General features: G+C 66.7%; 17 protein-coding genes, 1 tRNA gene and 1 other RNA gene. 13 read left to right on the forward strand and 6 right to left on the reverse strand.

Going from position 1 to position 23,855, the window contains the following annotated elements:
- Positions 1-243 precede the first annotated feature (243 nt).
- The 4 genes from rnpB (at position 244) to NGM07_RS14030 (ending at position 6,621) form a co-directional block, all read left to right on the forward strand.
- Positions 244-673, forward strand: an RNA gene (rnpB, locus tag NGM07_RS14015) — RNase P RNA component.
- 586 nt (positions 674-1,259) lie between these two features.
- The gene (locus NGM07_RS14020) at positions 1,260-3,878 is read left to right on the forward strand and encodes a heavy metal translocating P-type ATPase (protein ID WP_253512656.1); all 2,619 of its coding nucleotides are present in this window, start codon (positions 1,260-1,262) and stop codon (positions 3,876-3,878) included.
- Positions 3,879-4,608: 730 nt separating this feature from the next.
- Positions 4,609-5,544, forward strand: a complete 936-nt coding sequence (locus NGM07_RS14025) for a cation diffusion facilitator family transporter (protein ID WP_253512658.1) — start codon at positions 4,609-4,611, stop codon at positions 5,542-5,544.
- A 27-nt stretch (positions 5,545-5,571) separates the two neighbouring features.
- Entirely contained in the window at positions 5,572-6,621 is a 1,050-nt protein-coding gene (locus tag NGM07_RS14030; RefSeq protein WP_253512660.1) for a matrixin family metalloprotease, read from the forward strand.
- Between the two features lie 197 nt (positions 6,622-6,818).
- On the opposite strand, the gene NGM07_RS14035 is transcribed toward NGM07_RS14030, so the two are convergent.
- The 3 genes from NGM07_RS14035 to NGM07_RS14045 all read right to left on the reverse strand — a co-directional run bounded on the left by NGM07_RS14035 (position 6,819) and on the right by NGM07_RS14045 (position 11,708).
- Complete coding sequence (locus NGM07_RS14035; RefSeq protein WP_253512662.1) at positions 6,819-7,271, reverse strand: hypothetical protein; 453 nt, start codon at positions 7,269-7,271, stop codon at positions 6,819-6,821.
- Between the two features lie 157 nt (positions 7,272-7,428).
- A complete protein-coding gene (locus tag NGM07_RS14040) occupies positions 7,429-8,526 on the reverse strand; it encodes an aminopeptidase (protein ID WP_253512664.1) in 1,098 nt (365 codons plus the stop codon).
- A gap of 554 nt (positions 8,527-9,080) precedes the next feature.
- A complete protein-coding gene (locus tag NGM07_RS14045) occupies positions 9,081-11,708 on the reverse strand; it encodes a valine--tRNA ligase (protein WP_253512666.1) in 2,628 nt (875 codons plus the stop codon).
- A gap of 302 nt (positions 11,709-12,010) precedes the next feature.
- On the opposite strand from NGM07_RS14045, the gene NGM07_RS14050 reads away from it, so the two are divergent.
- From NGM07_RS14050 to NGM07_RS14065, 4 genes are all read left to right on the forward strand, one after another.
- Positions 12,011-12,433 (forward strand): hypothetical protein, encoded by a 423-nt coding sequence (locus tag NGM07_RS14050; RefSeq protein WP_253512667.1) that lies wholly within the window; start codon positions 12,011-12,013, stop codon positions 12,431-12,433.
- Between the two features lie 72 nt (positions 12,434-12,505).
- Positions 12,506-13,411 carry a phosphogluconate dehydrogenase (NAD(+)-dependent, decarboxylating) gene (gnd, locus tag NGM07_RS14055; protein WP_253512669.1) on the forward strand — a complete coding sequence of 302 codons (906 nt, stop codon included), beginning with the start codon at positions 12,506-12,508 and terminating at the stop codon, positions 13,409-13,411.
- Positions 13,412-13,474: 63 nt separating this feature from the next.
- Positions 13,475-14,008: a GNAT family N-acetyltransferase gene (locus NGM07_RS14060; protein ID WP_253512671.1), complete on the forward strand. Its 534-nt coding sequence runs from the start codon at positions 13,475-13,477 to the stop codon at positions 14,006-14,008.
- Between the two features lie 81 nt (positions 14,009-14,089).
- A complete protein-coding gene (locus NGM07_RS14065) occupies positions 14,090-14,890 on the forward strand; it encodes a hypothetical protein (protein WP_253512673.1) in 801 nt (266 codons plus the stop codon).
- Positions 14,891-14,893: 3 nt separating this feature from the next.
- Here NGM07_RS14065 and NGM07_RS14070 read toward each other — a convergent pair whose 3' ends face one another.
- Positions 14,894-15,502, reverse strand: a complete 609-nt coding sequence (locus NGM07_RS14070) for a DJ-1/PfpI family protein (protein ID WP_253512675.1) — start codon at positions 15,500-15,502, stop codon at positions 14,894-14,896.
- A 661-nt stretch (positions 15,503-16,163) separates the two neighbouring features.
- Here NGM07_RS14070 and NGM07_RS14075 point away from each other — a divergent pair.
- Both NGM07_RS14075 and NGM07_RS14080 read left to right on the forward strand, forming a co-directional pair.
- The gene (locus NGM07_RS14075; protein WP_253512677.1) at positions 16,164-16,739 is read left to right on the forward strand and encodes a 2Fe-2S iron-sulfur cluster-binding protein; all 576 of its coding nucleotides are present in this window, start codon (positions 16,164-16,166) and stop codon (positions 16,737-16,739) included.
- 84 nt (positions 16,740-16,823) lie between these two features.
- A complete protein-coding gene (locus tag NGM07_RS14080; protein ID WP_253512678.1) occupies positions 16,824-18,278 on the forward strand; it encodes an MATE family efflux transporter in 1,455 nt (484 codons plus the stop codon).
- Positions 18,279-18,395: 117 nt separating this feature from the next.
- Here NGM07_RS14080 and NGM07_RS14085 read toward each other — a convergent pair whose 3' ends face one another.
- Positions 18,396-18,890 carry a DUF892 family protein gene (locus NGM07_RS14085; protein ID WP_253512680.1) on the reverse strand — a complete coding sequence of 165 codons (495 nt, stop codon included), beginning with the start codon at positions 18,888-18,890 and terminating at the stop codon, positions 18,396-18,398.
- Positions 18,891-19,066: 176 nt separating this feature from the next.
- On the opposite strand from NGM07_RS14085, the gene NGM07_RS14090 reads away from it, so the two are divergent.
- From NGM07_RS14090 to NGM07_RS14100, 3 genes are all read left to right on the forward strand, one after another.
- Positions 19,067-19,139 (forward strand) — tRNA-Arg (locus NGM07_RS14090).
- A gap of 726 nt (positions 19,140-19,865) precedes the next feature.
- Positions 19,866-21,317, forward strand: coding sequence for a 2,5-dioxovalerate dehydrogenase (gene xacF / locus NGM07_RS14095; RefSeq protein ID WP_253512682.1), 1,452 nt, complete (start codon positions 19,866-19,868; stop codon positions 21,315-21,317).
- Between the two features lie 108 nt (positions 21,318-21,425).
- Entirely contained in the window at positions 21,426-22,199 is a 774-nt protein-coding gene (locus NGM07_RS14100; RefSeq protein WP_253512683.1) for an IclR family transcriptional regulator, read from the forward strand.
- A 625-nt stretch (positions 22,200-22,824) separates the two neighbouring features.
- Here the strand turns inward: NGM07_RS14100 and NGM07_RS14105 are convergent.
- Entirely contained in the window at positions 22,825-23,763 is a 939-nt protein-coding gene (locus tag NGM07_RS14105; RefSeq protein WP_253512685.1) for a dihydrodipicolinate synthase family protein, read from the reverse strand.
- Positions 23,764-23,855: the final 92 nt, after the last annotated feature.

A 23,855-nucleotide genomic window follows, 5' to 3' on the forward strand; every position in this document is an offset into this window, starting at 1 on the left:
TGTCAGTGGGGATTTTCGACTCGTTCGACTATCGACGATGTCGCACGTACCGAAACAGAGTTCGAGGGTCGAAACGGTCAGAATGTAGAGCGGAACGGTCCGCGACGGTGCTTCGACGCGCTCGATCTCCGCCTGCCGGACCGACGAAGTCGAGAGGCAGGTGGCGAGGCGTCGAATGCTTTCGACGCCTCGCCCGGCCGGCCCACCGAACGGCTTAAACGCGGCCGGACGCTACACTCGCCCGGCAGAGGGAGCCGAGTTCCCGCGGCGCGCGAGGCGACTCGCGCACACGACGCCGGCGACGCCGGCGTCCACGTGAGGAAAGTCCCCCCACCGTTCGGGCGGGCGACCGGGCGCAAGCCCGGAGCGGGAGACCGCTGGCTCTGGAACAGAAACGAGACCGCTCTTCCCGACCGATGAGGTGCGCGAACCCCGACCGAACGAAGGCGAGAGCCGAGTAAAGGAACGGGGAGCTAACCCACGGAGGGCGCGTGGCGACAACGTCGCCACGTTACGCCGAGACGGCGCCAGCCGTCGAGCGTAGACGGAAGAGGACGGATGGAACGGCGAATCCTCGCCGGTGCAAGTCCGCGTCGTACTGGTAGCCCGAACGCAGACGCGGACGCTCAGCCGAATACTCGGACGAACAGAAGGGGGCTTACTCCCCTCAGCCGCTTTCGTACCCGCGAGAGCCGTCTGCGGTGGTATGCGTCGATATGTGTCTCGGGGCATCCGAAACGACTCGCCGAGTCGACGGCGAAGCTACGCAGGAAGCGGTACGGGACGAATCGGGGTCGCTCGTCCGGCGACCGGGGTCGCCGGACGAGCGTCCTCTCGAAGCCGCGTGGACGTTCTGGTTCGATTCTCAACTGACGTGCGGCGGTGGTCCGGGCGGCGATGCACTATGTCATCACGACGGCGAGCAACGCGAGCGCGGCGAACAGTTCCACGGCGAGTACCGTGACGGCGGCGCCGATTTTCAGGGTTTGCATGGTCCCTCTCTCCTCATCACAACCGTGGGTATCCATCGCAATAAGTCGGCGCGTACGTTCTGTTCTGTTTACGATTACAACTTCCGCAGGATGTAATGAACGGTCGTGAACTGACCTTGTCCGCCGGTAATGGCGACATAAGGTGCGACTAATCCCGCCGCCCCCTTTCGGTTAATAACTAAGACCGAATTCGTTGTTAGGTTTAGTTAACTGAGCCGGGTTCTCTGACAGCGGGATTAATAACCGTTCGGCGACTACACACGGACGATGAGCGACGATAGGACACGGACGGTCAGGCTCTCGGTTCCCGAGATGGACTGCCCGTCCTGCGCGGGGAAGGTCACCGCCAGCGTCGAGCGCCTCGACGGCATCCGGGACCTCGACGCGGCGGCGACGACGGGCACGCTGACGGTGGCGTACGACCCGGCGGCGACCGACGACGCGGCCGTCCGCGAGCGGGTGGAGACCGCGGGGTACGCGGTCGAGTCGGGGTCGGGCGGGGCGGACGACGGCGAGCGCACGGAGCGGTTCTCGGTGCCGGAGATGGACTGCGCCTCCTGCGCCGGTAAGGTCGAGTCGGCGCTGGAGCGGGCGGGCGTCGACTCCGTGGACACTCAGCCGACGACCGGCGAGGCGCTGGTCACCTACGACCCCGAGACGACCGACCGCGAGTCGCTGGTCGCGGCGGTCGAGGGTGCGGGCTACGAGGTCGCGGCGACGACGGACGAGAGCGACGGCGGCGGCCCGGAGGTTGCCGACGCCGAATCGGTCTGGACGAGCACGCGCGCCCTCAAGACGTGGGTCGGCGGCGCGCTCATGCTCGCCGGCCTCGCGCTCCACTTCGTGTTCGCGAGCGCGGACGCCGCGCTGTTCTCGGCGCTCGGCCGGGAGTTCCACGTCTCGGGGGTACTGTTCCTGCTCGCGGCGGCGGTTTCGGGCCAGGCGGTCCTCCGGAACGGCTACTACTCCGCGAAGAACCTGAGCCTCGACATCGACCTGCTGATGGGCACCGGCATCGTCGCGGCGGTGGCCGTCGGTTTCTACTTCGAGGCGGCCTCGCTCGCGGTGCTGTTCAGCGTCGCCGAACTCCTCGAACGCTTCTCGATGGACCGCGCCCGCGAATCGGTCCGGTCGCTGATGGACCTCTCGCCCGACACCGCGACCGTCAAACGCGAGGCCGACGCCTGCGAGAGCGGCGACGACTGTTGCGGCGGCGAGACGACCGAGGAAACCGTCCCGGTCGAGGAGGTCGCGGTCGGCGAAATCGTGGTCGTCCGGCCGGGCGAGAAGGTGCCCGTCGACGGCGTGGTCACCGAGGGCGACAGCGCGGTCAACCAGGCGCCCATCACGGGCGAGTCGGTGCCGGTCGGCAAGACCCCCGGCGACGAGGTGTACGCCGGGACGGTCAACGAGGAGGGCTACCTCGAAGTCGAGTCGACCGCCGAGGCCGACGAAACCACCCTCTCGAAGATCGTCGAGTCGGTCGGCGACGCGGGCCGCGAACGCACCGACCGTGAGCAGTTCATCGAACGGTTCGCGGCCTACTACACGCCCATCGTCGTCGCGGCGGCGCTCCTGACCGCCTTCGGCCCGCCGCTGGTGCTCGGCTGGGAGTTCCGCGAGTGGTTCGTCCGGGGCCTGACCCTGCTGGTGGTCGCCTGCCCGTGCGCGTTCGTCATCTCGACGCCCGTCTCGGTGGTGTCGGGGGTCACGAGCGCCGCGCGCAACGGCGTGCTGATCAAGGGCGGCCCGCACCTCGAATCGATGGGCGGCGTCGAGACGGTCGCGTTCGACAAGACCGGGACGCTCACGAAGGGCGAACTCGCGGTCACCGACGTGGTGTCGCTGAACGGCACCGACGAGGCCGACCTCCTGCGGTGCGCCCACGACCTCGAACACCGGAGCGAACACCCCATCGCCCAGGCCATCGTCGAGCGCGCCCACGGCGCGGTCGCGGCCCACGACGGCGACGAGCGAGCGGTCGAGAACTTCGAGAGCCTCACCGGCAAGGGCGTCCGGGCCGACCTCGGCGGCGTAACCCACTACGCGGGCAACCCCTCGCTGTTCGCCGAACTCGGCTTCGACCTCGAACACGTCCACCTCTCGACCGACGGCGGCCGACTCGCCGGAAGCGAGTCGGCCGCCGACGAGGCGGGCGAAGCCGACGAGAGCGACGACCTCGCCACCGGCGAGGTCGTCGCGGAAGCGGCCGAGAGCCGCTGTTCGGACCGCGAGGACTGCCTCGACCTGGTGGCCGACGTGGTACCGCGACTCCAGAGCGAGGGCAAGACGGTCGTGCTGGTCGGCACCGAGGACGAACTGGAGGGCGTGCTCGCGGTCGCCGACGAGGTCCGCCCCGAGGCGCGAACCACGATAGAGCGCCTCCACGCCCGGGGACTCGACACCGTGATGCTGACCGGCGACAACGAGCGCACCGCCCGCGCGGTCGCCGAGCAGGTCGGCGTCGGCGACGTCCGGGCCGAACTCCTCCCCGAGGACAAGGCCGAGGCGGTCGCCGACATCGCGGCCGACCGCGACGTGGCGATGGTCGGCGACGGCGTCAACGACGCTCCGGCGCTCGCGGCCGCCACGGTCGGCGTGGCGATGGGCGCGGCCGGCACCGACGCCGCCATCGAAACCGCCGACGTGGCGCTGCTGGGCGACGACCTGCTCAAGGTGCCCTACCTCCACCGGTTGGCCCGGAAGGCAAACGGCGTCATCCGCCAGAACATCTTCGCCAGCCTCGCGGTCAAGGCGGTGCTCGCCGCCGGCGCGCCGCTGGGACTGGTCCCAGTGTGGCTGGCCATCCTGGTCGGCGACATGGGGATGAGCCTCGGCGTGACCAGCAACGCACTGCGTCTGGCCGGCGTGAAACCCGAAGAGTAGGTCGGCTTGGGGGTTCGGGCGTGAATCGGTCTTTGCTGTTTTGAGCGGGCTGATAGTGCTTTTACGGAGAAGCTAGCTGGCTGATTCGAGACGAGCAAAGACGATGCTTTCTCGGGGGAGTTAGTAGGTCGACCGGGTCGAGAGAAGACGCGTTCTCGGAGAAGCTAGCTTGCACGATGCAAGTGAGTGACCGCAGCCACGCCCTCCCCAGCCGATTCCCTCACTCGCGCCTGCGGCGCTCGTTCGGTCATCCACCGGAGGACTAACCGCGTCCTCCGAGCCTGCGCTCGCTTCACTCGCGCAGACCTCGCGCGCATGGGCGCGACCCCAAACCGCGAGGTCGCGCCAGCGCGCGCCGTGACCAAAAGACGGGATTTCGAAGCCTCGTTTCCGGTGTGGCGCGCGCAGTCGGCTCCTCGTGAGCCGACAAACCGAGCGAGGGACGACTGAGCGTCTCGGAGAGACGCGAAGGAGTCGGTTGGGGAGGCGTGTGGTCCGCGGTTGCGGTGCGGTTGCGGTCACGCGAGCGAAGCGAGTGTGACCTCGTCGGACCAGCGGTCCGACGGCGGTGCGGTACTCATGTGAATCGTGCGAGTGGCGGTCGCTGTCGAGGAGTCGTCAGAGAAACGGTTGCTGTCGGGGACTCCTCCAAGTCCCAGTCGTAGTAACGACACCCACTCGCTAGCCCAAGAAACACAAGACGCCCGGACCCGAAATCCCAACGACACGTATGGCCCACGACCACGACGACCGCTCACGACATCCCGGCCACGACCACACCGGCGACGCTCCCCTGCGGGCGCTCGCCGTCGCGCTGGCCATCAACACCGGGTTCCTCGTCGTGGAGTTCGTCGGCGCGCTGTACGCCGACTCGCTCACCTTGCTGGCCGACGCGATCCACATGCTCGCCGACAGCGCCAGCCTCGGCCTCGCCCTGCTCGCGGCGTGGGTTTCCGCGCGGCCCGCCGACCCCAAGCGCACCTACGGCTACCAGCGCGCCGAAGTGCTGGGGGCGTTCCTCAACGGCGTCTTCCTGCTCGTCACCGTCGGCTACATCCTCTACGACGCGTTCCGGCGGTTCCAGGACCCACGTCAGGTCCGCCCGCTGGTGGTGGTCGGCGTCGGCGTCGCCGGACTCGGGGCCAACCTCGCGGCGGCGTGGGTCCTCCGGGGTCGCCGCGAGTTGCTGAACGTCGAGGGCGCGTTCCTCCACCTGCTGGCCGACGCGCTCGGGAGCGTCGCCGCCGTCGTCGTCGGTGTCGCGCTGGTCTACACCGACCTGCTGGTGCTCGACCCGCTCTTCGCGCTCCTCGTCGCGGCGCTCGTGCTCTATTCGGCGAAAGACTTGCTCGCCGACAGCCTCAACATCCTCCTGCAGGGCACCCCGCGCGACGTGGATGTCGAGGAGGTCGCCCGGTACCTCGAACGACTCGACGGCGTCGTCGACGCCCACGACGTCCACGTCTGGGCGCTCGACTCGACCCACACCGCGCTGTCGGCCCACGTGGTCGTCGCCGACGGAACGTCTCCGGACGCCGTCGTCTCCCGCTGTCAGTCCGAGTTAGGTCGGAAGTTCGACATCGACCACGCGACCGTACAGGTCGAGTCGGAGTCGTACTCCCACGTCGCGGAATTCGACTGTTATGAATCTGACGGCAAACCTTGAATACCGACGACGTTGTCAACTGTGGTGATGTGGCGCACACTCCTCGTCGCCGTCCTCCTCGTCCTCGCCGGGTGCGCGACCACCCTTCCCGGTTCCGGCGGTCCGTCAGAGACGGCCTCCCCGTCCGACCACCGGGCGCTCAAGCCCGACGACGGAACCTCGCGGGCCAACCCGTGGGGCGAGTCCACGCTGACCGTCGCGGTCAACAACACCGCCAACGAGTCGCGGGACTTCCGACCCCTCGTCCGGGACGCGCTCGGCTTCTGGTCGAACAGCAGCGAAGAATACGCCGGGTTCCCGGTCGACTACGAACTCGTCTCGAACGCGAGCGGCGGTACCGCCGGACGCGGCGAGGAAGTCGACGTCGTGGTAAAGTTCGTCGACAAGATCGAACAGTGCGCGAACGTCACCGACCCCGCGGGCTGTGCCCCCTACGTCACCAGGCGCGGTCAGGTTTCCCGGCCCATCACGGTCGAGATCGCGGGTAGCTACTCGAACAACTCGACTCGGCTCATCCTCCAGCACGAACTCGGTCACACGCTCGGGCTGAACCACTCCGCCGAACCACAGCGGGTGATGTCCCACACCTCCCAACTGACGACGCTCCCGATGACGAACGCGACCGACCGGACGCTACCGTGGCGCGACTCGAACTTCACGGTGTACGTCGACGACGACAACGCCTCGAACCTGGCGGCCGCGCGCCGGCAGGTCCGCCACGCCCTCGACTACTACGCCGCGGGCGCGAACGGCACCGTCCCGGCGAACGTCTCCTACACCGTCACCGACAACCGTAGCACCGCGGACGTGGTCGTCGAGTTCGCCGACAGCCTGCCGTGTCGGGACGCCAAGAGCGGGTCGTGCGGGCGCGTCCAGGGCGTCGACCCCGACGGCGACGGCGCGCTCGAACGCTACGACAACCTCCACGTCACCGTGAGCGGCCTCGCGACCGACGCCGTCGGCTGGCACGTCGGCTACTGGCTGGGCTACGGCTTCGGCTTCCACGACCCCGGCGAGTGGCCCGCGCCGTTCCGCGACGCCTCCTACCGCCAGCGCCGCTCGAACTGGTGGGACTAACGCCCCACCTTTTCCTGCGGTCGGAAACGCCGCTTCGCGGCGTTTCCTCCCTGGGAAAATCTGGACCAAAAGCCAGCGTCACCGCCTCTGAAGCGGCCTGCGGCCGCTTCTTCGACGGTTCCTCGGCCCGCTCGCTCACTCCGTTCGCTCGCGGCAGAACGGCGTAGCGCCCACCGCAGGTGGACCCGCCGACTCGCTCACTCCCGGAGGACGACCGCCTCGGCGTCGCCGCCCGGTGCGGCACCGCCGGCCAGCGCACCTTCGAGAACGTAGAGTAGTCCGCAGGTGGTCGCCGCGGCGACGCCGAGCGCCACGTCATAGCGCGCGGCGAGGTCGGTCGGCAGTCCGGCCGTCGCGAGCAGGTAGTTCACCGGCCAGAGCGCCCCGTTCGGCGCACCCGGCTGGAGCGACCACCACACCGCGACCGCGAACGCCGCGCCGCCGAGCAGGCCCGCGAGGACGCCGTGGCCGAGTCGCCGGCGGAACGTTCCGCCGGCGACTCGGCCGGCGAGGTGACCGCCGACCAGGCCGGCGGCCGCCACGGCGGCGAAGGCCGGCCAGCGCGCGCCCGCCGGCAGCGCGACGAGCGCGGCGAACGTCGCGACCGCGGCGTCGACGGTCGCGCCGACGAGAACGGCTTCGAGTTCCATGGCCGCAGTTCGGGCCGGAGAAACGAGAGGGTGGTGCCCGGGGGTCCGCAATTCGGCGATGCGTCCACGCATCGCCGAATCGTGCTATTCGCGGCTCGACCGCTCGTTTTTGATAGGTTTTCGCTCGCTCCCAAAATCCGGACCAAAAGGTGCTCGATTACGCCTCGAAGCCGTCTTCCCACCGGAACCGACCGTTTCGCTGGACGACCTCGCCGTCGATCTCCATCCGCGAGTTCTCGCTCACGCCGGTTATCATGTCGACGTGGACCGCCGACTGGTTGCCCTCCTCGCCCTCGGGGAGGCAGTCGCCGTAGGCTCGGCCGACCGCGAGGTGGACGGTGTCACCCATCTTCTCGTCGAAGAGGATGTTGTCGGTGAACCGGTCGATGCCGCGGTTCATCCCGATGCCGAGTTCGCCGAGTCGGCGCGCGCCATCGTCGGTTTCGAGGACGTCAGTGAGCGCCTGCTCGCCGGCCTCGGCCGACCAGTCGACGACCTCGCCGTCCTCGAAGGTCAGGCGGACGTCCCGGATGCGCACGCCGTTGTGGGTCATCGGCACGTCGAAGTACACCTCGCCCTCGGGGTCGTAGGGCGCGGTGAACACCTCGCCGCTGGGGAGGTTGTGGCTCCCGTATGCCACCGACGCGGCGCTGTTGACCGCGGTCCGGCCCTCGACGGACATCGTCAGGTCGGTGTCCTCCTTGACGAGGCGGACTTCGCTCCCGGCGTCGAGCAACTCCTTCATGTTGGCCATCTCGTCGGCGAGGCTCTCCCAGTCGCGGAGGACGGCGTCGTAGACGAAGTCGCGGTACTCCTCGTAGCCCATCCCCGCCTGCTGGGCGTGGGCGCGCGTGGGGTGCTGGGTCGCCACCCAGTCGGTGTCGAGCCGGGCGGTCCGGATTCCCTGCCGGGATTTCTTGTACGCCGCGAGGCGGTCGCCCGGCGCGCTCGACTTCTCGGCGACGTTGGTCTTCCCGCGGAGCGACAGCACGCTGTCGGCCCGTTCGAGCATCGCCAGTTCGAAGTCGGGATCCTCGTCGAAGCCGCCGTCGTGGCCCCGAACGAACGCCGCCTCGACCTCGTCGGAGATGTAGGTCGGCAGGACGTTCGCCCCGACCTCGCCCAGTTTCTCGGCGACCGCGACCGCGAGGTCGTGGGCGCCGTCGTCCACCCGCACCACTACGTCGTCGCCCGCCTCGACGCGGGTGCTCCAGTCGACCAGTACCTCGGCGTGGTCGCGCGTGCGTTCGTCCATTGTCTGAACGCGCTTGGGGTTTTGTCGTGATAACCACGACGATTCTGATGGGGAGAGTTTGCTGTTCGGAGTTATGTTGGTTCTTCGACGGTGTGAACGCTATCGTTCTCGATTCCCCCATCTGGACATCGCGACCACAATAACGGTTCACTCCGCCGTGACTGCTACTCACACGATTCACATGAGTACCGCAACCGCACCGCGACTGCGCGCGCCACGGCGGCTGTGAAGATACGCGATACTGACCTTCGGCGTGGCGCGCGCTGGCGAGAGTTCATCTCACGCCAATTCGCGCGAGGGATGAGCGAGTGAGCGTCAGCGAACGAGCGAATCGGCTGGGGAGGCCTGTGGCCTGCGGTGGCGGCGCGGTAACTCATGTGAGTCGTGTAAGTAGCGGTCACTGTTGCGGTTCCGGAGGCTGTCGCGGTTGCGGCCGCTGTCACGGATACGACTGCTGGCGGTTCACGACTCGGTTTCCCCGCAACTGCCACGAAAATGCGCCACCGACCACGAAACCCGAAACCGGACAAAATCAACGACGAAAACGAGAGGTGTTACGGGAAGACCAGCACGGTGGCGTTGTCGGTTTCCAGCACCTCGACCTCTTCGCCGCTCTCGGCGCGGTACTCCTCGACGATGTCGACCGCGTCGCCGTCGATGGTCACGTCCTCGCCGTCGACTTCGAGGGTGATCTCGCCCTCTATCTCCTTGTCGTTCTTCAGTTGGTTGAAGTCGGCCGACTCCAGCGCCCCGATGACCTGGCCGGCCTTGTCGCGGAACTGCGGGCCGATGACGCTGTGGTCGGGGTCGACGCCGACCGGGACGAGTTCGACGTTCGGCTTACCCTCCTCGGGGTAGACCGGCGCGTTGACCGTCTCGCTCAGGTCGTAGGTGTCGAGTTGGCGGCCGTCCGCCGAGTAGACCTCGATGCGGTCGAGGTCGGCGTTGAGCGCCATCCCCGCGTCGGACTTCCAGGCCCGGACGGTGCTGGCGACCTCGGCGACGACCTCGCCCTTGCGTTCTGCGTCCTCGTCGGCGAACTCGACGTCGGGCCAGCCCGCGACGTGGACGCTACCGTCGGTGCCGGGCAAGTGGTGGTAGACCTCCTCGGCGAAGTGGGGCGAGAAGGGCGCGAGCATCCGGACCGAGGCCGAAACCGCGGTGTAGAGCGTCGCGCGGGCGGCGTCGCGCTCGCCGGGCCGACCCTCGTAGAGGCGTCCTTTCACGAGTTCGACGTAGTCGTCGGCGAGGTCCTCCCAGACGAACTCCCGGAGTTTCCGGAGCGCCGAGTCGAAGCGGTAGGCCCGCATGTCCTCCTCGACCGCCTCGGCGGTCCGGAAGAGCTTCGTCAGGATCCACCGGTCGGCGTCGCGGTAGGCCGGGTCCGAGATTCTGGGCGTCTCCTCGTCGAAGTGGCCCGAGGCGAACTGGAAGATGTTCCAGAGCTTCGTGAGGAACCGGGAGGCCGACTTGACCTCCTTCCACTGGAACTGGATGTCGCTGCCGGGTTGGCCGCCGAGCGCGAGCGACTGCCGGAACGCGTCGGCGCTGTACTCCTCGATGGCCTCGGTCGGGCTGACGACGTACTCCGGCCGGGACTTGCTCATCTTGTTGCCGTCCTCGCCGAACACCATGCCGTTGATCAGCACCTGCTCCCACGGCTTCTCGTCCTCCAGCGCCGTCACGCGGAGCAGGGTGTAGAACGCCCACGTCCGGATGATGTCGTGGCCCTGGGGTCGGAGGCTGGTCGGCGAGAACTCCTCGTCGGGCCAGCCCTGGACGTGCATCGGCGAGATGGACGAGTCCATCCAGGTGTCCATCACGTCGGTCTCGCCCTCCCAGTCGTCGGCGCCGCACTCGGGGCACTCGCCGACCGCGGGGTCGGTTTCGGTGGGGTCGAGCGGGAGTTCCTCGACGTCCGCGACGTGGATGTGGTCGCACTCCCCGCAGAACCACGCCGGGATGGGCGTGGCGAACACGCGCTGGCGGGAGATGACCCAGTCCCACTCCATGCTCTCGGTCCAGTCCTCGAGCCGTGAGTACATGTGCTCGGGAATCCACTCGACCTCCCGGGCCTTCTCCAGAATCTCGTCCTGGCGGACCTCGACGAACCACTGCTCCTTGCTCAGGATCTCGATGGGGGTGTCGCAGCGCCAGCACGCGCCGACCGACTGGTTGGTGGGTTCGGAGTCTTCGAGGTAGCCCGCTTCCTCCAGGTCCTCGGCGATGGTGCCCTTGGCCTCCTGGATGGTCAGGCCCTCGTACTCGCCGGCGAGTTCGCCCAGGCGACCGTCCTCGGTGAACACCGGCCGGAGGTCGAGGTCGTGTTCGGCCCACCAGGTCACGTCCTGCTTGTCGCCGAACGTGCAGATCATCACCGCGCCGGTGCCGAAGTCGCCGTCGACGTCGTCGTCGGCGACCAGTTCGACCTCCTGGCCGAACAGCGGCACCTCGAAGGTGTCGCCGACTCGGTCGGAATACCGCTCGTCGTCGGGGTCGACCGCCATGCCGACGCAGGCCGCGAGCAGTTCGGGTCGGGTCGTGGCGATCTCGATGTCGTCGTTCCCCTTGCCGGGGAAGGTGACGTAGTAGAGCGTCCCCTCGCGGTCGATGTTCTCGACCTCGGCGTCGGCGATGGCGGTTTCACAGCGCGGACACCAGTTGACGGGGTGTTCGTCGCGGTAGACGTAGCTCTCGTCCTCGTCGCCCCGGGCCATCTCGACGAACGACCGCTGGGTCTTGCCCCAGTACTCGGGGTCCATGGTGCGGTACTCCGCCGACCAGTCCTGGGAGAAGCCGAGGTCGCCCATCGTCTCCTTCATCCCGTCGATGCGTCGCTCGGTGTACTCGATGCAGAGGTCCCGGAACTCCTCGCGGGAAACCTCCGTGCGGTGGATGTCCTCTTCCTCCTCGACCTTCACCTCGGTCGGCAGGCCGTGGCAGTCCCAGCCCTGCGGGAAGAGCACGTCGTCGCCGAGCAGGCGGTGGAACCGCGCGGCGAAGTCCATGTAGCTCCACCCGAGCGCGTGGCCGATGTGGAGGTTTCCGGTCGGGTACGGCGGCGGGGTGTCGATGACGTAGTCGGGTTCGCCCTCGTGGTGGTAGACCTCCGCGTCCTGCCACTCTTCCTGCCACTTCGGTTCGACTGTCTGGGGGTCGTAACTGTCGGGAACGTCGGTCATGATGTAGCTATCGCTGACTCCGTCGGGTCGTCGTTGCCGCGAGAAAGACGCGCCGCTGCGCTATACTGTTCGACGTACTACCGACACAGTCAGCCTCATGCCACAAAGGAGTGGGTCGGGCTTGATAAAGGTTCTCGTCTCCCGGAAGGATTCTTCGGACGTAATCGCGGCTCTACGGGACTCCGGACGAATCCGGTCGAATCGACGGCTCCTCGACCGCGACTGCATCGGAACTCGCTGCTCGCTCGTAACGATGTAACTAGACACCCATGTTCAAGTCGCTCCGCCGGAATCACGCGGGCATGGCCTGCGAAAAGTGCGGCGCGAGCACCCGCGAGAGAGCCGAACTCTGCCGTGACTGCGCCGCCGCGACCCCGAAGTACGTCGAAGCCATCTGCGTCCTGAGCATCGTCGTCGACCCGTTCGTCTTCGCGCTCCTGTTCTCGGTCACCGCGATGCCGCCGCTGTTCGCCGAGCGAATCCTCCTCTTGCTGTCGCCGTTCCTCCTCGCGAAATTCCCGCTCTACTACGGCCTCTTCCGGGCGCGGACGTGGGCGTGGGGCTTCGGCGTCATCATGTTCGCCGCGGGCGCGTTGGTCGGCCTCGTCGCGCTCTGGTTCGGCAGCCTCGGTGGCCTCGTCACGCTGGTCGCCAACGGTGCCATCGCGGCGTACCTCTACAGCCAGCACGAGGCGTACCTCCCCGAGCCGGACTCGACCCCCTGACCCGATTCTCCTGTCTTCGCGCCGGCGACCCGAACCGCAACCCCTACCTTCGCCCCCGAACCACCTCCTCGCATGCAACTGGGCGTCATCGGACTCGGCCGGATGGGCCGCATCGTCGTCGACAGAGTACTCGACGTGGGCCACGATGTGGTGGCTTTCGACCTGGACGAAGAGGCCGTCGCGGCCGCCGAGGAGGCGGGCGCGACCGCCGCCGATTCGGTGGTCGGCCTCGCCGAAGCGCTGGGCGACGAGAAGCGCATCTGGCTGATGGTGCCCGCCGGCGAACCGGTCGACGCCGCGCTCGACGACCTCGAACCCCACCTCGACGAGGACGACGTCGTGGTCGACGGCGGCAACTCCCACTTCGAGGACTCGGTGCGCCGGGCCGAGTCGACCCCCGCGGCCTACCTCGACTGCGGCACGTCGGGGGGACCCGCGGGCGCGGAACTCGGCTTCTCGCTGATGGTCGGCGGCCCCGAGTGGGCCTACGACGAACTGGTCCCGATCTTCGACGCGGTGGCGACCGGCCCCGAGGGCCACGACCGAATGGGGCCGGCCGGGTCGGGCCACTACGTCAAAATGGTCCACAACGGCGTCGAGTACGCGCTGATGCAGACCTACGGCGAGGGGTTCGAGCTGCTCTCGGAGGGCCGCTACGACCTCGACCTCGAGAAGGTGGCCCGGACGTGGAACAACGGCGCGGTCATCCGGTCGTGGCTGCTCGAACTCTGCGAGGAGGCGTTCCGCGAGGAGGGCACCGACCTCGGCGACGTCGACGACCACGTCGCGGGTGGGTCGACCGGCACCTGGACCGTCCAGGAGGCCCTCGAACAGGAGGTTCCCCTGCCGCTCATCTATCAGGCGCTCGTCGAGCGGTTCGGCTCGCGTGCGCCCGCTGAAGGCCGGTTCTCCCGCCGACTGGCGAACCGGCTCCGCTACGGGTTCGGTCGGCACGAAGTCGCACGCCGCGAGGAGTGAGTCGCCGACGCGGAAGCTACACCGATACGACACTTTTAGTCGCCCGGTCGCGAACGACGACGTATGCCCGGGCCGAAGTTCCTCGACGGCGACCGCGTCACCCTCCGCGTTCCGGCCGAGGACGACGTCGAATTCCTGCTCGAACACGAGAACGACCCCGCGGTGCGCCGCACTCGGAGCGCGAACCTGCCGACCGGGCCCGAGGAGGTCCGACGGCGGCTCGGCGGGACGCTCGGCCGCTCGGACGACACGCTCGCGCTCGTCGTGTCTGCCGACGGTGACCCCGTCGGTCTGGTGTATCTCATCCGCGAGAAGCCGAACGACGACGTGTACGGCCGCGCGGAACTCGCCTTCTGGGTCGCGCCCCACGCACAGGGCAACGGCTACGCGACCGATGCGGCTCGGACGGTCGTGGCGCACGGGTTCGACCGCCTCCGACTCCACAAGGTGACCGCGAAGGCGTTCGCTCACAACGAGGCCTCGAAGCGAGTACTGGAGAAGGTCGGCTTCGTCGAGGAAGGCGTCTTCCGCGACGAGGCGTTCGTCGACGGCGAGTACCGGGACGTCGTTCGGTACGGACTACTGGCCGACGAATAGCGCGTTCCGGCGAGTCCCCTCTATGGTATCCTCACGCACACCTCCGCCGACTTGATGACGACGCGGGCCGACCGTTCCGCCATGTCCCCCGCCGTCTCGCTGTTCTTCGCCGACTTCGAGGACGAGCGCGGCGAGGTCGGCTACTACTGGGAGCGACTGAACTCCCTCGACGTGCCGGTCCCCGAAACGACGTTCGTCACGCTCGAGGCGACCGAGGACGGCTACCGCTGGGACACCGACGAAATTCTCCGATTCATGCGCGAACGCGACCTCCACCGGGCGTTCGTCCGGACCCAGCGCAAGGCCGCGACCGTCCGCCTGCGCGAGGGGTCGTTCGTCCCGCGGCCCGACCCGGAAGCCGTCGACCGGACCGTTGCGTCGCTCCTCGATCAGAACGACGAGCAGGGTTGGCCCCACGGCGAGGGTCTGGTCGTCCGGGAGTGGCTCGACCTCGATTTCTGTCGGTTCCCGGCCCACTCGTGTCACCCCTCGATTCGGTTCTTCGTCGACGACGGCGAGGTCGTCGGTCAGACGCCGGCCGACCCGGACGCTGACGAGATGGTCTGCGCGGGCCGATACGACTACCTCGAACCGGTCCTCGCCGAGGCAGATTTCTCGACGCCCCGACGGTACGCCGAGCGAATCGCCGCCGAGTTCGACGAGGCGACGTGGGGCGTCGACTTCGTGCTCGACGCCCGCAGCGACTGGTACTGTACGGAGTTCAACTTCAACGGCGTCTACTGGAACCGCCGGGAGGAGTGCTACTGGAACATGTGCGGACAGGGCGACTTCGAACCGTTCTCGCCGGTCGAGATGCACTCGGCCGCGCTGTGGGGCGTCCGGCCCGAGCAGAGTGAGCGGCCCGACGGTCGCTGGTGGTGAGTCTCAGCCCTGCCCGTGGACCTCACCCCGCGGTTCGTACTCGATCTCGGTCGCCACCGCGTCGGCGACATCCTCGCCGCAGTACTTCGCGACGAGGTGGAGCGACAGGTCGAGTCCCGAGGTCACGCCGCCCGCCGTGAGCACGTCGCCGTCGTCGACCACGCGAGCGTCGACGACGGCGGCGTCGGTTTCTCGGAGGTCGTCCAGCGCGCCCGCGTGCGTGACCGCCGGGCGACCGTCCAGAACCCCCGATTCGGCCAGGAGCATCCCGCCGGTGCAGACCGCCGCGAGGGTCGTCCCGTCGGCGTGGAGTTCCGCCAGGGCGTCCGGCAGGTCGCCCCTCTCGGCTTCGGCCCACACGCTCGCGGGCGCGCGGTCGTTCCACCCACCGCCGGGGACGACCACGAGGTCGGGGTCCGTTTCGGCGAGGACGCCGTCTGGTTCGATTCGGAGGCCGTGGATGGCGGTGACTCGCTGGGTGGGTTCGAGGGTGCGGAGCGAGACGGCGAGGTCCCCGCCGCGGCTCGCGGCGGTCGAGAACACCTCGTAGGGCGCGACGGCGTCCATCTCGTCGAAGCCCTCGTAGACGACTATCGAGATTTCGGTGGTCATACGATTCAGTCGGAGACGGAGACGAAAAGCGTGTAGGTGATTGCAGGAAAGACGCGGAAATCGAAGCGGTGACCGCCTCGAAAGCCCCCGGGCGCTCGTCGCGAATGATGAGAACTACAGTAGATAAAAGCACTTTGAAAGCCCCCGGTGGCTACGCTCCCGCGGCTCGCTGCGCGCTTCAGTCGCTCACTGCGCTCGCTCCTTCCAGTGCTTACTTCGCCGGGGTTCGCGTAGCCGCCGGCCCCTTTCATCCACTCACTTCCGGACCGCACCGCGACCGCCACACGCCTCCCCAACCGACTCCGTCGCGCCTCTTCGAGGCGCTCGGTCGTCCCTCGCACGGAGATGGCGTGAGATGAACTCACGCCAGCGCGCGCCACGCCGGACGCTCACCCTCGTAACCGCCGGTGAACTAAACTACCGGAGGCGTCCAATTGCACTGGCCTCCAGGCGGGACTTTCGAGGTGGTCACTATCTCCGTTGTTGTCGCGTTTCGTCACGAGTGGCCGAAGACGTTCGGGCTGTCCCCAACTACAACGATTCTCATAGCTAGTAATCGTCGCATTCCTGCCCCGCTCTCACCCGCAGCAAACTCCTCCCGTCGGCGTATTTCCCGCGGACAATCACAATGCTGTTAAAGTAGTATTCCGTAGCCCCGCGCATGGTAGACGTATTGGGACTGGGACTCGGACTCTCGCTGGTCCTCATCGTAGTGGCGCTGCACTATTCGAGGGGCACCGAGTGGCGCGTCCCCGACGACATCTCCCAGGAGGTGCTCGAACGCCGCGCGGCGACCGTGCCGGAGACGGACTTCCCCGAACCGATGAACCGCTCCATCGGCGGCGGTGGCGGTGCGGTCGCGGTCGGCGGCGGCGCCGAGGGCGAACTCGAAGGCGAGGGCGACGAAGAGGAGGGATTCGACCCCGCGGCCATCTCCGAGGACGAGGTGGAGTACTTCGAGGTCGAGTACGTCAACGAAGGGTCGACCATCGAGGTCGCGAACAACGAGACGCTGCTCGAAGCCGGCGAGGACGAGGGCTGGGACCTGCCCTACGCCTGCCGACAGGGCCAGTGTCTCTCCTGCGGCGGCAAGGTGACCGACGGCGACGCCCACGAGTACGTCCGCCACAGCAACAACGAGACGCTCGGCGAGGACGAGGTCGAGAAGGGGTACATCCTCACCTGCACCGCCTACCCGACCGCCGACCTCTCGCTCGAGACGAACGAGACGCCCTGACACGACACTTTCCGAATCTCTCGGTTCTGCGGACCAATTTCCAACCCGAAGCGTTAAAATCCTAAGCCGTTCTGCGAACGAATAGTGTCGTCTACCGAGTCCCGCGACATCACCCGGGGCGACCTGTCCCGACCGCTGTTCCACCTCGCGTGGCCCATCGTCGTCACCCAGTTGCTACAGGTGACGTACAACGTCGCCGACGCGTTCTGGCTCGGCCGGTACTCCGCCGCCGCGGTCGGCGCAATCAGCCTCGCGTTCCCCATCATCTACTTCCTCATCGCGTTCGGCGGCGGATTCAACGTCGCCGGAAGCACGCTGGTCGCCCAGTACACCGGCGCGAACAGCAGGGGTTCTGCAGGGAAGGTCGCCGGACAGACCGTCGGCTTCGTCGTCGCCATCGGCGCGGTGCTCAGCGTCGTGGGCTACTTCGGTGCGGGACCGATGCTCGCGCTGTTCCCCAGCCACGGCGCCACCGCCGCGGAGGTCGTTCCGCGCGCCCAGGAGTACATGGAGATATTCTTCCTCGGCCTGCCGCCGATGTTCGCGTTCTTCGCGTTCTCGGCGCTGCTGCGGGGTTACGGCGACACCCGGACGCCGATGCGGGTGATGGCGGTTAGCGTCGCGCTGAACGTCGTGCTCGACCCGTTGCTCATCTTCGGCATGGGGCCGTTCGCCGAGATGGGCATCGCGGGCGCGGCCGTCGCGACCCTCGTTGCGCGGACGGTCGCGGGCGTCTACGGACTCTACGTGCTGTTCGCCACCAACACCGGGCCGGACCTCCGCGTCGACCACCTCGCGCCGGACTTCGAGTACATCCAGGACATCGTCCGCATCGGCGTCCCCTCGGCGCTCGAACAGTCGGCCGGCGCGCTCGCGATGGTGACGCTGACGGTGATGATCGTCACCTTCGAACCCGCGGTCATCGCGGCCTACGGGCTGGGCAACCGACTCATCTCGCTCGTCTTCCTCCCGGCGGTCGGGTTCGGCAAGGCGACGAACACGATGGTCGGACAGAACCTCGGCGCGGGCAAGCCCGAGCGCGCCGAGCGCGCGGTCTGGCTGGCGGCCAAAGCCGGCGCGGCCATCATGCTCGGACTGGCGGTCCTCGCGGCGCTGTTTCCCCGGCCCGTCGTCTCGGTGTTCATGGCGACCGGAACGCCCGAGGCCGCGCGGACCATCGACTACGCCGCCGAGTACCTCCGGATTCGGACCGTGGAGTTCGCGTTCATCGGCGTGTTCCAGGTGATGGTCGGCGCCTACCGCGGGGCGGGCAACACCAAGACCGCGATGGCGTTCTCGATGGTCACCCTCTGGCTCATCCGCGTGCCGGCGGTCTACTACCTCGCGTTCCGGACGGGGCTCGGCCCGACCGGCATCTGGGTCGGCGTCGCGCTCGGACACGTCGTCGGCGCCGTCGGGGCGACCGCATGGTTCACCCGCGGGACGTGGAAGCGGTCGGTCATCGACGGGACGACCGACGCCTCCCTCGAAGCCGACGGTGGCGAGCACAAGTCCGAGGGCGAAGACGGCGCTCGCTAAGTGGACTAGCGGGCGACGCTCGAATCGCTACGCGCGAACCGGCTCCTCGAAAAAAGAACGTTGCTGAACGTCGCTGGCGCACCGCGTGCGTCTCCCGACTCGGTCGTCCCCGACGGCTCAGTCGGCGGCGATCTGCTGGTAGTTGAAGCTCTCGGCGAGGTCTTTCAGTTTCTCCAGCGTCTCCTCCTCCTCTTCGAGGTTCTCGTGGAGGATGTCGCCGGCTTCGTCCATCCCAAGGCGGTCGGCCAGCATCGCGAGGTTGCCGTAGGCCGCGATCTCGTAGTGTTCGACCTTCTGGGCCGCCGTGACGTTGAACACGTCCAGGACCTCCTGGTCGGGGTCCTGCTCGGCGAACTCCTTCTGCTCGGCGATGATGCCCTGGATGGCCTCGCACTCCTCTTCCTCGGGCGGTTCGCTCAGCATGTCGAACACCTCTTCGAGGCGCTCGATGTGGCCCTGGGTCTGCTCGCGGTGGTCGCGGAACGCCTGCTTGATGTCGTCGTGTTCGACCTGGTTCTCCAGGTCCTCCAGCGCGTCGACGATCTCGTGTTCCGCGTAGTAGATGTCTTCCAGCTCGTGCTCGAACAGTTCTTCTAAGTTGTTTACAGTCATCGGAAACCCCTCACCGTATCGAAGGTCCGCGAGTTCCGTAAAAGAATTTGCCGACAGCTGAACTATCCGGACGCGTCGGATACGACGCATGACAATCCAAGGTGTCCGGCGCGGTTCCGGGCGCGATTCGCGACTTTCACAACCGTTAAATCGGCGAGTCCTGTAGTGTTCGGTGAGGGCGGCTAGTTCAGCGGACAGAACGTTTGGTTCCGGACCAAAAGGTCATGGGTTCAAATCCCATGCCGCCCGCTTTCTCCTGCGACTCACACGGTGAGCACTCGGTGAACTCGCCGGAAGAACGGTGACCTACGATGCAGATGGGATTCGAACCGGCACATAGTTACTGTAATATACCTGTAGTTTATTGGTGGCTGATTATCGCCGGAGATAATTTCTGCGAAGAAGATAGAACTGTTATTGAAACGAGGTCAAAAGCAGTCGGGACTTAACTCTGAGGAGAAATTAAATCTCGTGGATAAAGGGGGGTAAGACAACAAGAAGTAGGAGATATGGTGGTGTAGTATGAAATATCTACATATAGACCTCGATGAAAGAGTAGAGCTCGGAAACGAAGCGGGCGGGTGGGTAATTTCACAAACTAAAATTCTATCCTCTCACTGTGAAGCCATCACTAATGGAAAATTAATTATACTTTCCAGCTCAGTTCACCGCCACTTCCCTCGTTTCGACCCGTCAGCGCCTTCGACGTTTTCGTCGACTCTCATCACGTTCGATACCTGTCGACCAGTTACTGATAGGCGAACGGCTCAGTCACGGCGGATGCGAGTGCGAACAGTTGCCGCGTTGTCGTCACGAACGCACTCCGCTAGCCTCGACGACTTCGCTCCGCTCACGTCGCCTCGGTGTGTTCCGCACAACCCCGCACGCCTCCATATGTGACCGTCGTCACGGTGGGAAACTCCTCTTGCACCGACCGAAACATTAGTAGTTCTGTGTTAGGAACTATCAAGGGCGATGTCCACAGCGTACGGTAACTACATCGGCGGAGAGTGGGTAGACTCGGAGTCGGCCGAAACGTTCGACGTTCTCGACCCGGCGAACACCGACGAGGTCGTCGGCCGGTATCAGGATTCCACGGCGGAAGACGTCGAAACAGCGGTCGAGGCCGCGGTCGACGCCCAGGACGAGTGGAGCGACACGCCCGGGCCCGCGAGGGGAGCGATACTTCGCGACGCCGCCGGCGAACTCGAAGCGCGCAAGGAGCAGGTCACCGAAACCCTCGTCTGCGAGGAGGGAAAGACCCGCTCTGAGGCGTCGGGCGAGGTTCAGCGCGCCGTCGACATCTTCTACTACTACGCGGAGAAGGCCCGCGACTTCGGCGGGACCGTGAAATCGCCGAGCGCGTCGGGGAAGGACCTGCACACGAAACGCGAACCGCTCGGGACCGTCGGACTCATCACGCCCTGGAACTACCCCATCGCGATTCCGGCGTGGAAGCTCGCGCCCGCGCTCGCGGCCGGGAACACGGTCGTCCACAAGCCGGCGTCGGCCGCGCCGAACAGTTCCCGCGTCCTGTACGAGTGTCTCGACGAGGCCGGCCTCCCCGACGGCGTCGCGAACATGGTCACCGGGTCGGGCAGCGAGGTCGGGTCGCCGTTGGCGGCCGCCGAGGCGGTCGACGGCGTCTCCTTCACGGGGAGCACGGCGGTCGGAACGGCGGTGGCCGAAACCGCCGCGCAGGACCTGAAGCGCGTCCAGTGCGAGATGGGCGGGAAGAACCCGACCGTCGTGATGCCGAGCGCCGACGTCGAGGAGGCGGTCGAAATCGTCGGCGTCGGCGCCTTCGGGACCACCGGACAGTCGTGCACCGCGTGTTCGCGGGCCATCGTCCACGAGCAGGTCTACGACGAATTCGTCGAGGCGATCACCGAGTACGCCGAGTCGCTCGACGTCGGTCCCGGCGTCGACGACCCCGACGTGGGACCGCACGTCTCCCAGGACGAACTCGACTCGACGCTCGAATACGTCGACGTCGGGAAGGAGGACGGAGCTACCCTCGAGACGGGCGGGGAGCGCCTCACCGGCGGCGAGTACGACGACGGCTACTTCGTCGCGCCGACCGTCTTCTCGGACGTCGACAACGGCGCGCGCATCGCCCAGGAGGAGATCTTCGGCCCGGTGCTCTCGGTCATCCGGGTCGGCGACTTCGAGGAGGCCCTCGCCACCGCCAACGACGTCGACTTCGGCCTCTCGGCGAGCATCGTCACCCAGGACCACTCCGAAGCCGGGACCTTCGTCGAGGACGTCGAAGCGGGCGTCGCCAAGGTGAACGAGAAGACCACGGGACTGGAGCTCCACGTCCCGTTCGGCGGTTACAAGGACTCCTCGACGAACACTTACCGCGAGCAGGGCGACGCCGGTCTGGACTTCTTCTCGTCGGTCAAGACCGTCTACGACAACTACTGAGCGCTCCTCCGCCGCTTTCTCGTTTCTTCGGCCTGTTCCCTCGGGTCGCATCCCCGGCAGTTCCCCAGGAGGGAACAACATTATACGTGGCCCGTCTAATGTACCTGTATGCCGAACAAAACGGACGGACGCCCCGGACGAACGATACGGTCGGTGAAGATCGCCTTCAACGTCATCGACCTCTTGCAGGAGCGGGGCCGAATCGGGGTCACGGAGATCGCCGACGAACTGGGCCACTCGAAGAGCACCGTTCACAGTCACCTCCGGACGCTCGAGGACCGCCGGATGATCGTCCGGGAGGAGGAGGGCTATCGGCTGAGCCTGAAGTTCCTGGACATGGCGACCCACGTCAAAGAGCAGGTCGGGAACTACGACGTCATCCGCAACGAGGTCGAGGAGTTAGCCGCGGTGACCGACGAAATCGCCCAGTTCGGTGTCGAGGAGCACGGGCAGGTCGCCTACCTCTACAAGGCGACCAGCGAGCGAGCGGTCGAGACGCGCTCGCGCGTCGGGCGTCGGGCCCCGATGCACTCGACGTCGCTCGGCAAGACGATCCTCGCCTACCTTCCCGTCGAGCGGACCGAGGAGATCGTCGAGTCGATGGAGTTCGAGCGCTTCACGCCGGAGACGATCGCGAGCGCCGACGAACTCTACGACGACCTCGAACGCATCCGCGAACGGGGCTACGGAATCGACGACGAGGAGAACATCGAAGGACTCCGGTGCATCTCGGCGCCGGTGAAGAACGAGGACACCGTCCTCGGCGCGGTCAGCGTCACCGGCCCGTCGAGTCGCGTCACCGACGAACGAATCCGAGAGGAACTCGCCGACCAGGTCCAGCGGGCCGCGAACGTCATCGAACTGAATACGAAGTTCTCGTAAGTGCCGCAACCGATTTTCCGTCCGAAGCGGTCCGACGGTCGGCGTACCGTACATCGACCGTCGTTCTCTACATCTGGCGTCCGGCATCCACCCTCGGTTCCCCTACCACGAACCGTTACAGTTCTAATCCTGTAATGGATTCTGGCTTCTCTCCGCTCATCGCGCTCGTCCAACCGGCGACGGACGTCTCGAAATTTCGACGAGGTGCCGTAAACGGCAGGGAGAGCGCCCGGAAAGTGTAGAGGCGGAGAGTTCGCGAGAGCAGAACTGGTCGGGGGATTTCGACCGGCCGGTGGGACGAACGACGCTCCGACGGCGTCCGAAACCCTCCGTTCGGCGTTTCGACGCCGAATATTCACGTCATTGCCCCCAGGAGCGTTCCCGTCTCGGGAACGCTCGTCGCCCCGTAGCGTTCGACGGTCGGACGGCCGGCGTAACGACGGCGAGGGAAGGAGCGAGGAGCGGGAATCGAGAGACGAATCGGTGGCGTCACCGACCGGTGTTCGGTATCGGCATCGTCCAGAGAACACGTGTCCGACGGTGCGAGCGTGACGTCCGGGACTCCCGGAGTACCGTCCTTCGAACGTCGCTTTACCGCTCTCGCTTCGCGGTCGTCGGTCCTCGCTCACCCGATGAGTCGGGCGATGTTGTCGTCGAGTTGGTTGTACAGTTCCTCCGCGCGCCGTTCGTTCTCCCCCGAGAGGGGTCGAATCGGCTCGCGGACCGCGCCGCCGTGGAGTCCGGCGAGTTCGAGGCCCTTCTTGACCACCGAGACGCTGACCGCACCCGGAATCGAGTTGTCGGCGCCCGTCTCGTCGCGGAGTCGCTGGAAGGGCATGCAGATGTTCCTGAGCGTGCGGGCGCGCTCCCAGTTCCCCTCGGCGAGCGCGTCGAACAGTTCGAGGCCGACCTCCGGCCTGAAGTTGCTCACCCCCGCGGAGAAGCCCTCGATTCCCTCGCCCCAGAACGACACCGCGAACGGTTCGGCGAGGCCGTCGACCCAGACGACGTCGTCGTCACCCGCGGCGACTCCCTCGCCCAGTTTCACGCCGTCCTTCAAGGCGTACTTGATGCCGACGACGCCGTCGATGCGGGTCAGGTCCGCGAGGTAGTTCACCGACGGGTCGAATCCTCGGACGTAGGGGACGAGCGGCGTCTCGGTGGCGGCGTCGAGTTTTCGGTAGTATTCGAGCAACCCGCGTTCGTGGATGTAGGTGTGGTCGGGCGGCATGATCATCATCGCGTCGACCCCGACGCGGTCGTAGGCGCGAATGAGTTCCGTCGCCGCGGCCGTCGACCCGCCGACGCCCGCGAGCACGCACGCGTCGTCGGGGAGCGCGTTCACGCTGGTCCTCGCCACCTCGATTCGCTCTTCGTGGGAGAGCGAGTGGTACTCGCTGATGTTCGCCGTCGCGAGGAACGTCCGGATGCCGCGGTCGTAGATGTCCTGCGCGTTCTCTTCGATTTTCCCGTGTTCGATTTCGAGGTCATCGTCGAACGGCGTCAGTAGCCCGACGGCGACGCCACGTAGACGTGCCCGAACCTGCTCAACTGGCAGTGGCATGTTATGCCAATACGGTCGGCATAGTATAAATCCATCGTCCGGAATCCTCGAATTCGCCATCCGGCGAGAATCCGTGCTTCGGAGGGGCGCGT

Origin of the sequence: Halorussus vallis (assembly GCF_024138165.1) — an archaeon.
Lineage (GTDB): Archaea > Halobacteriota > Halobacteria > Halobacteriales > Haladaptataceae > Halorussus > Halorussus vallis.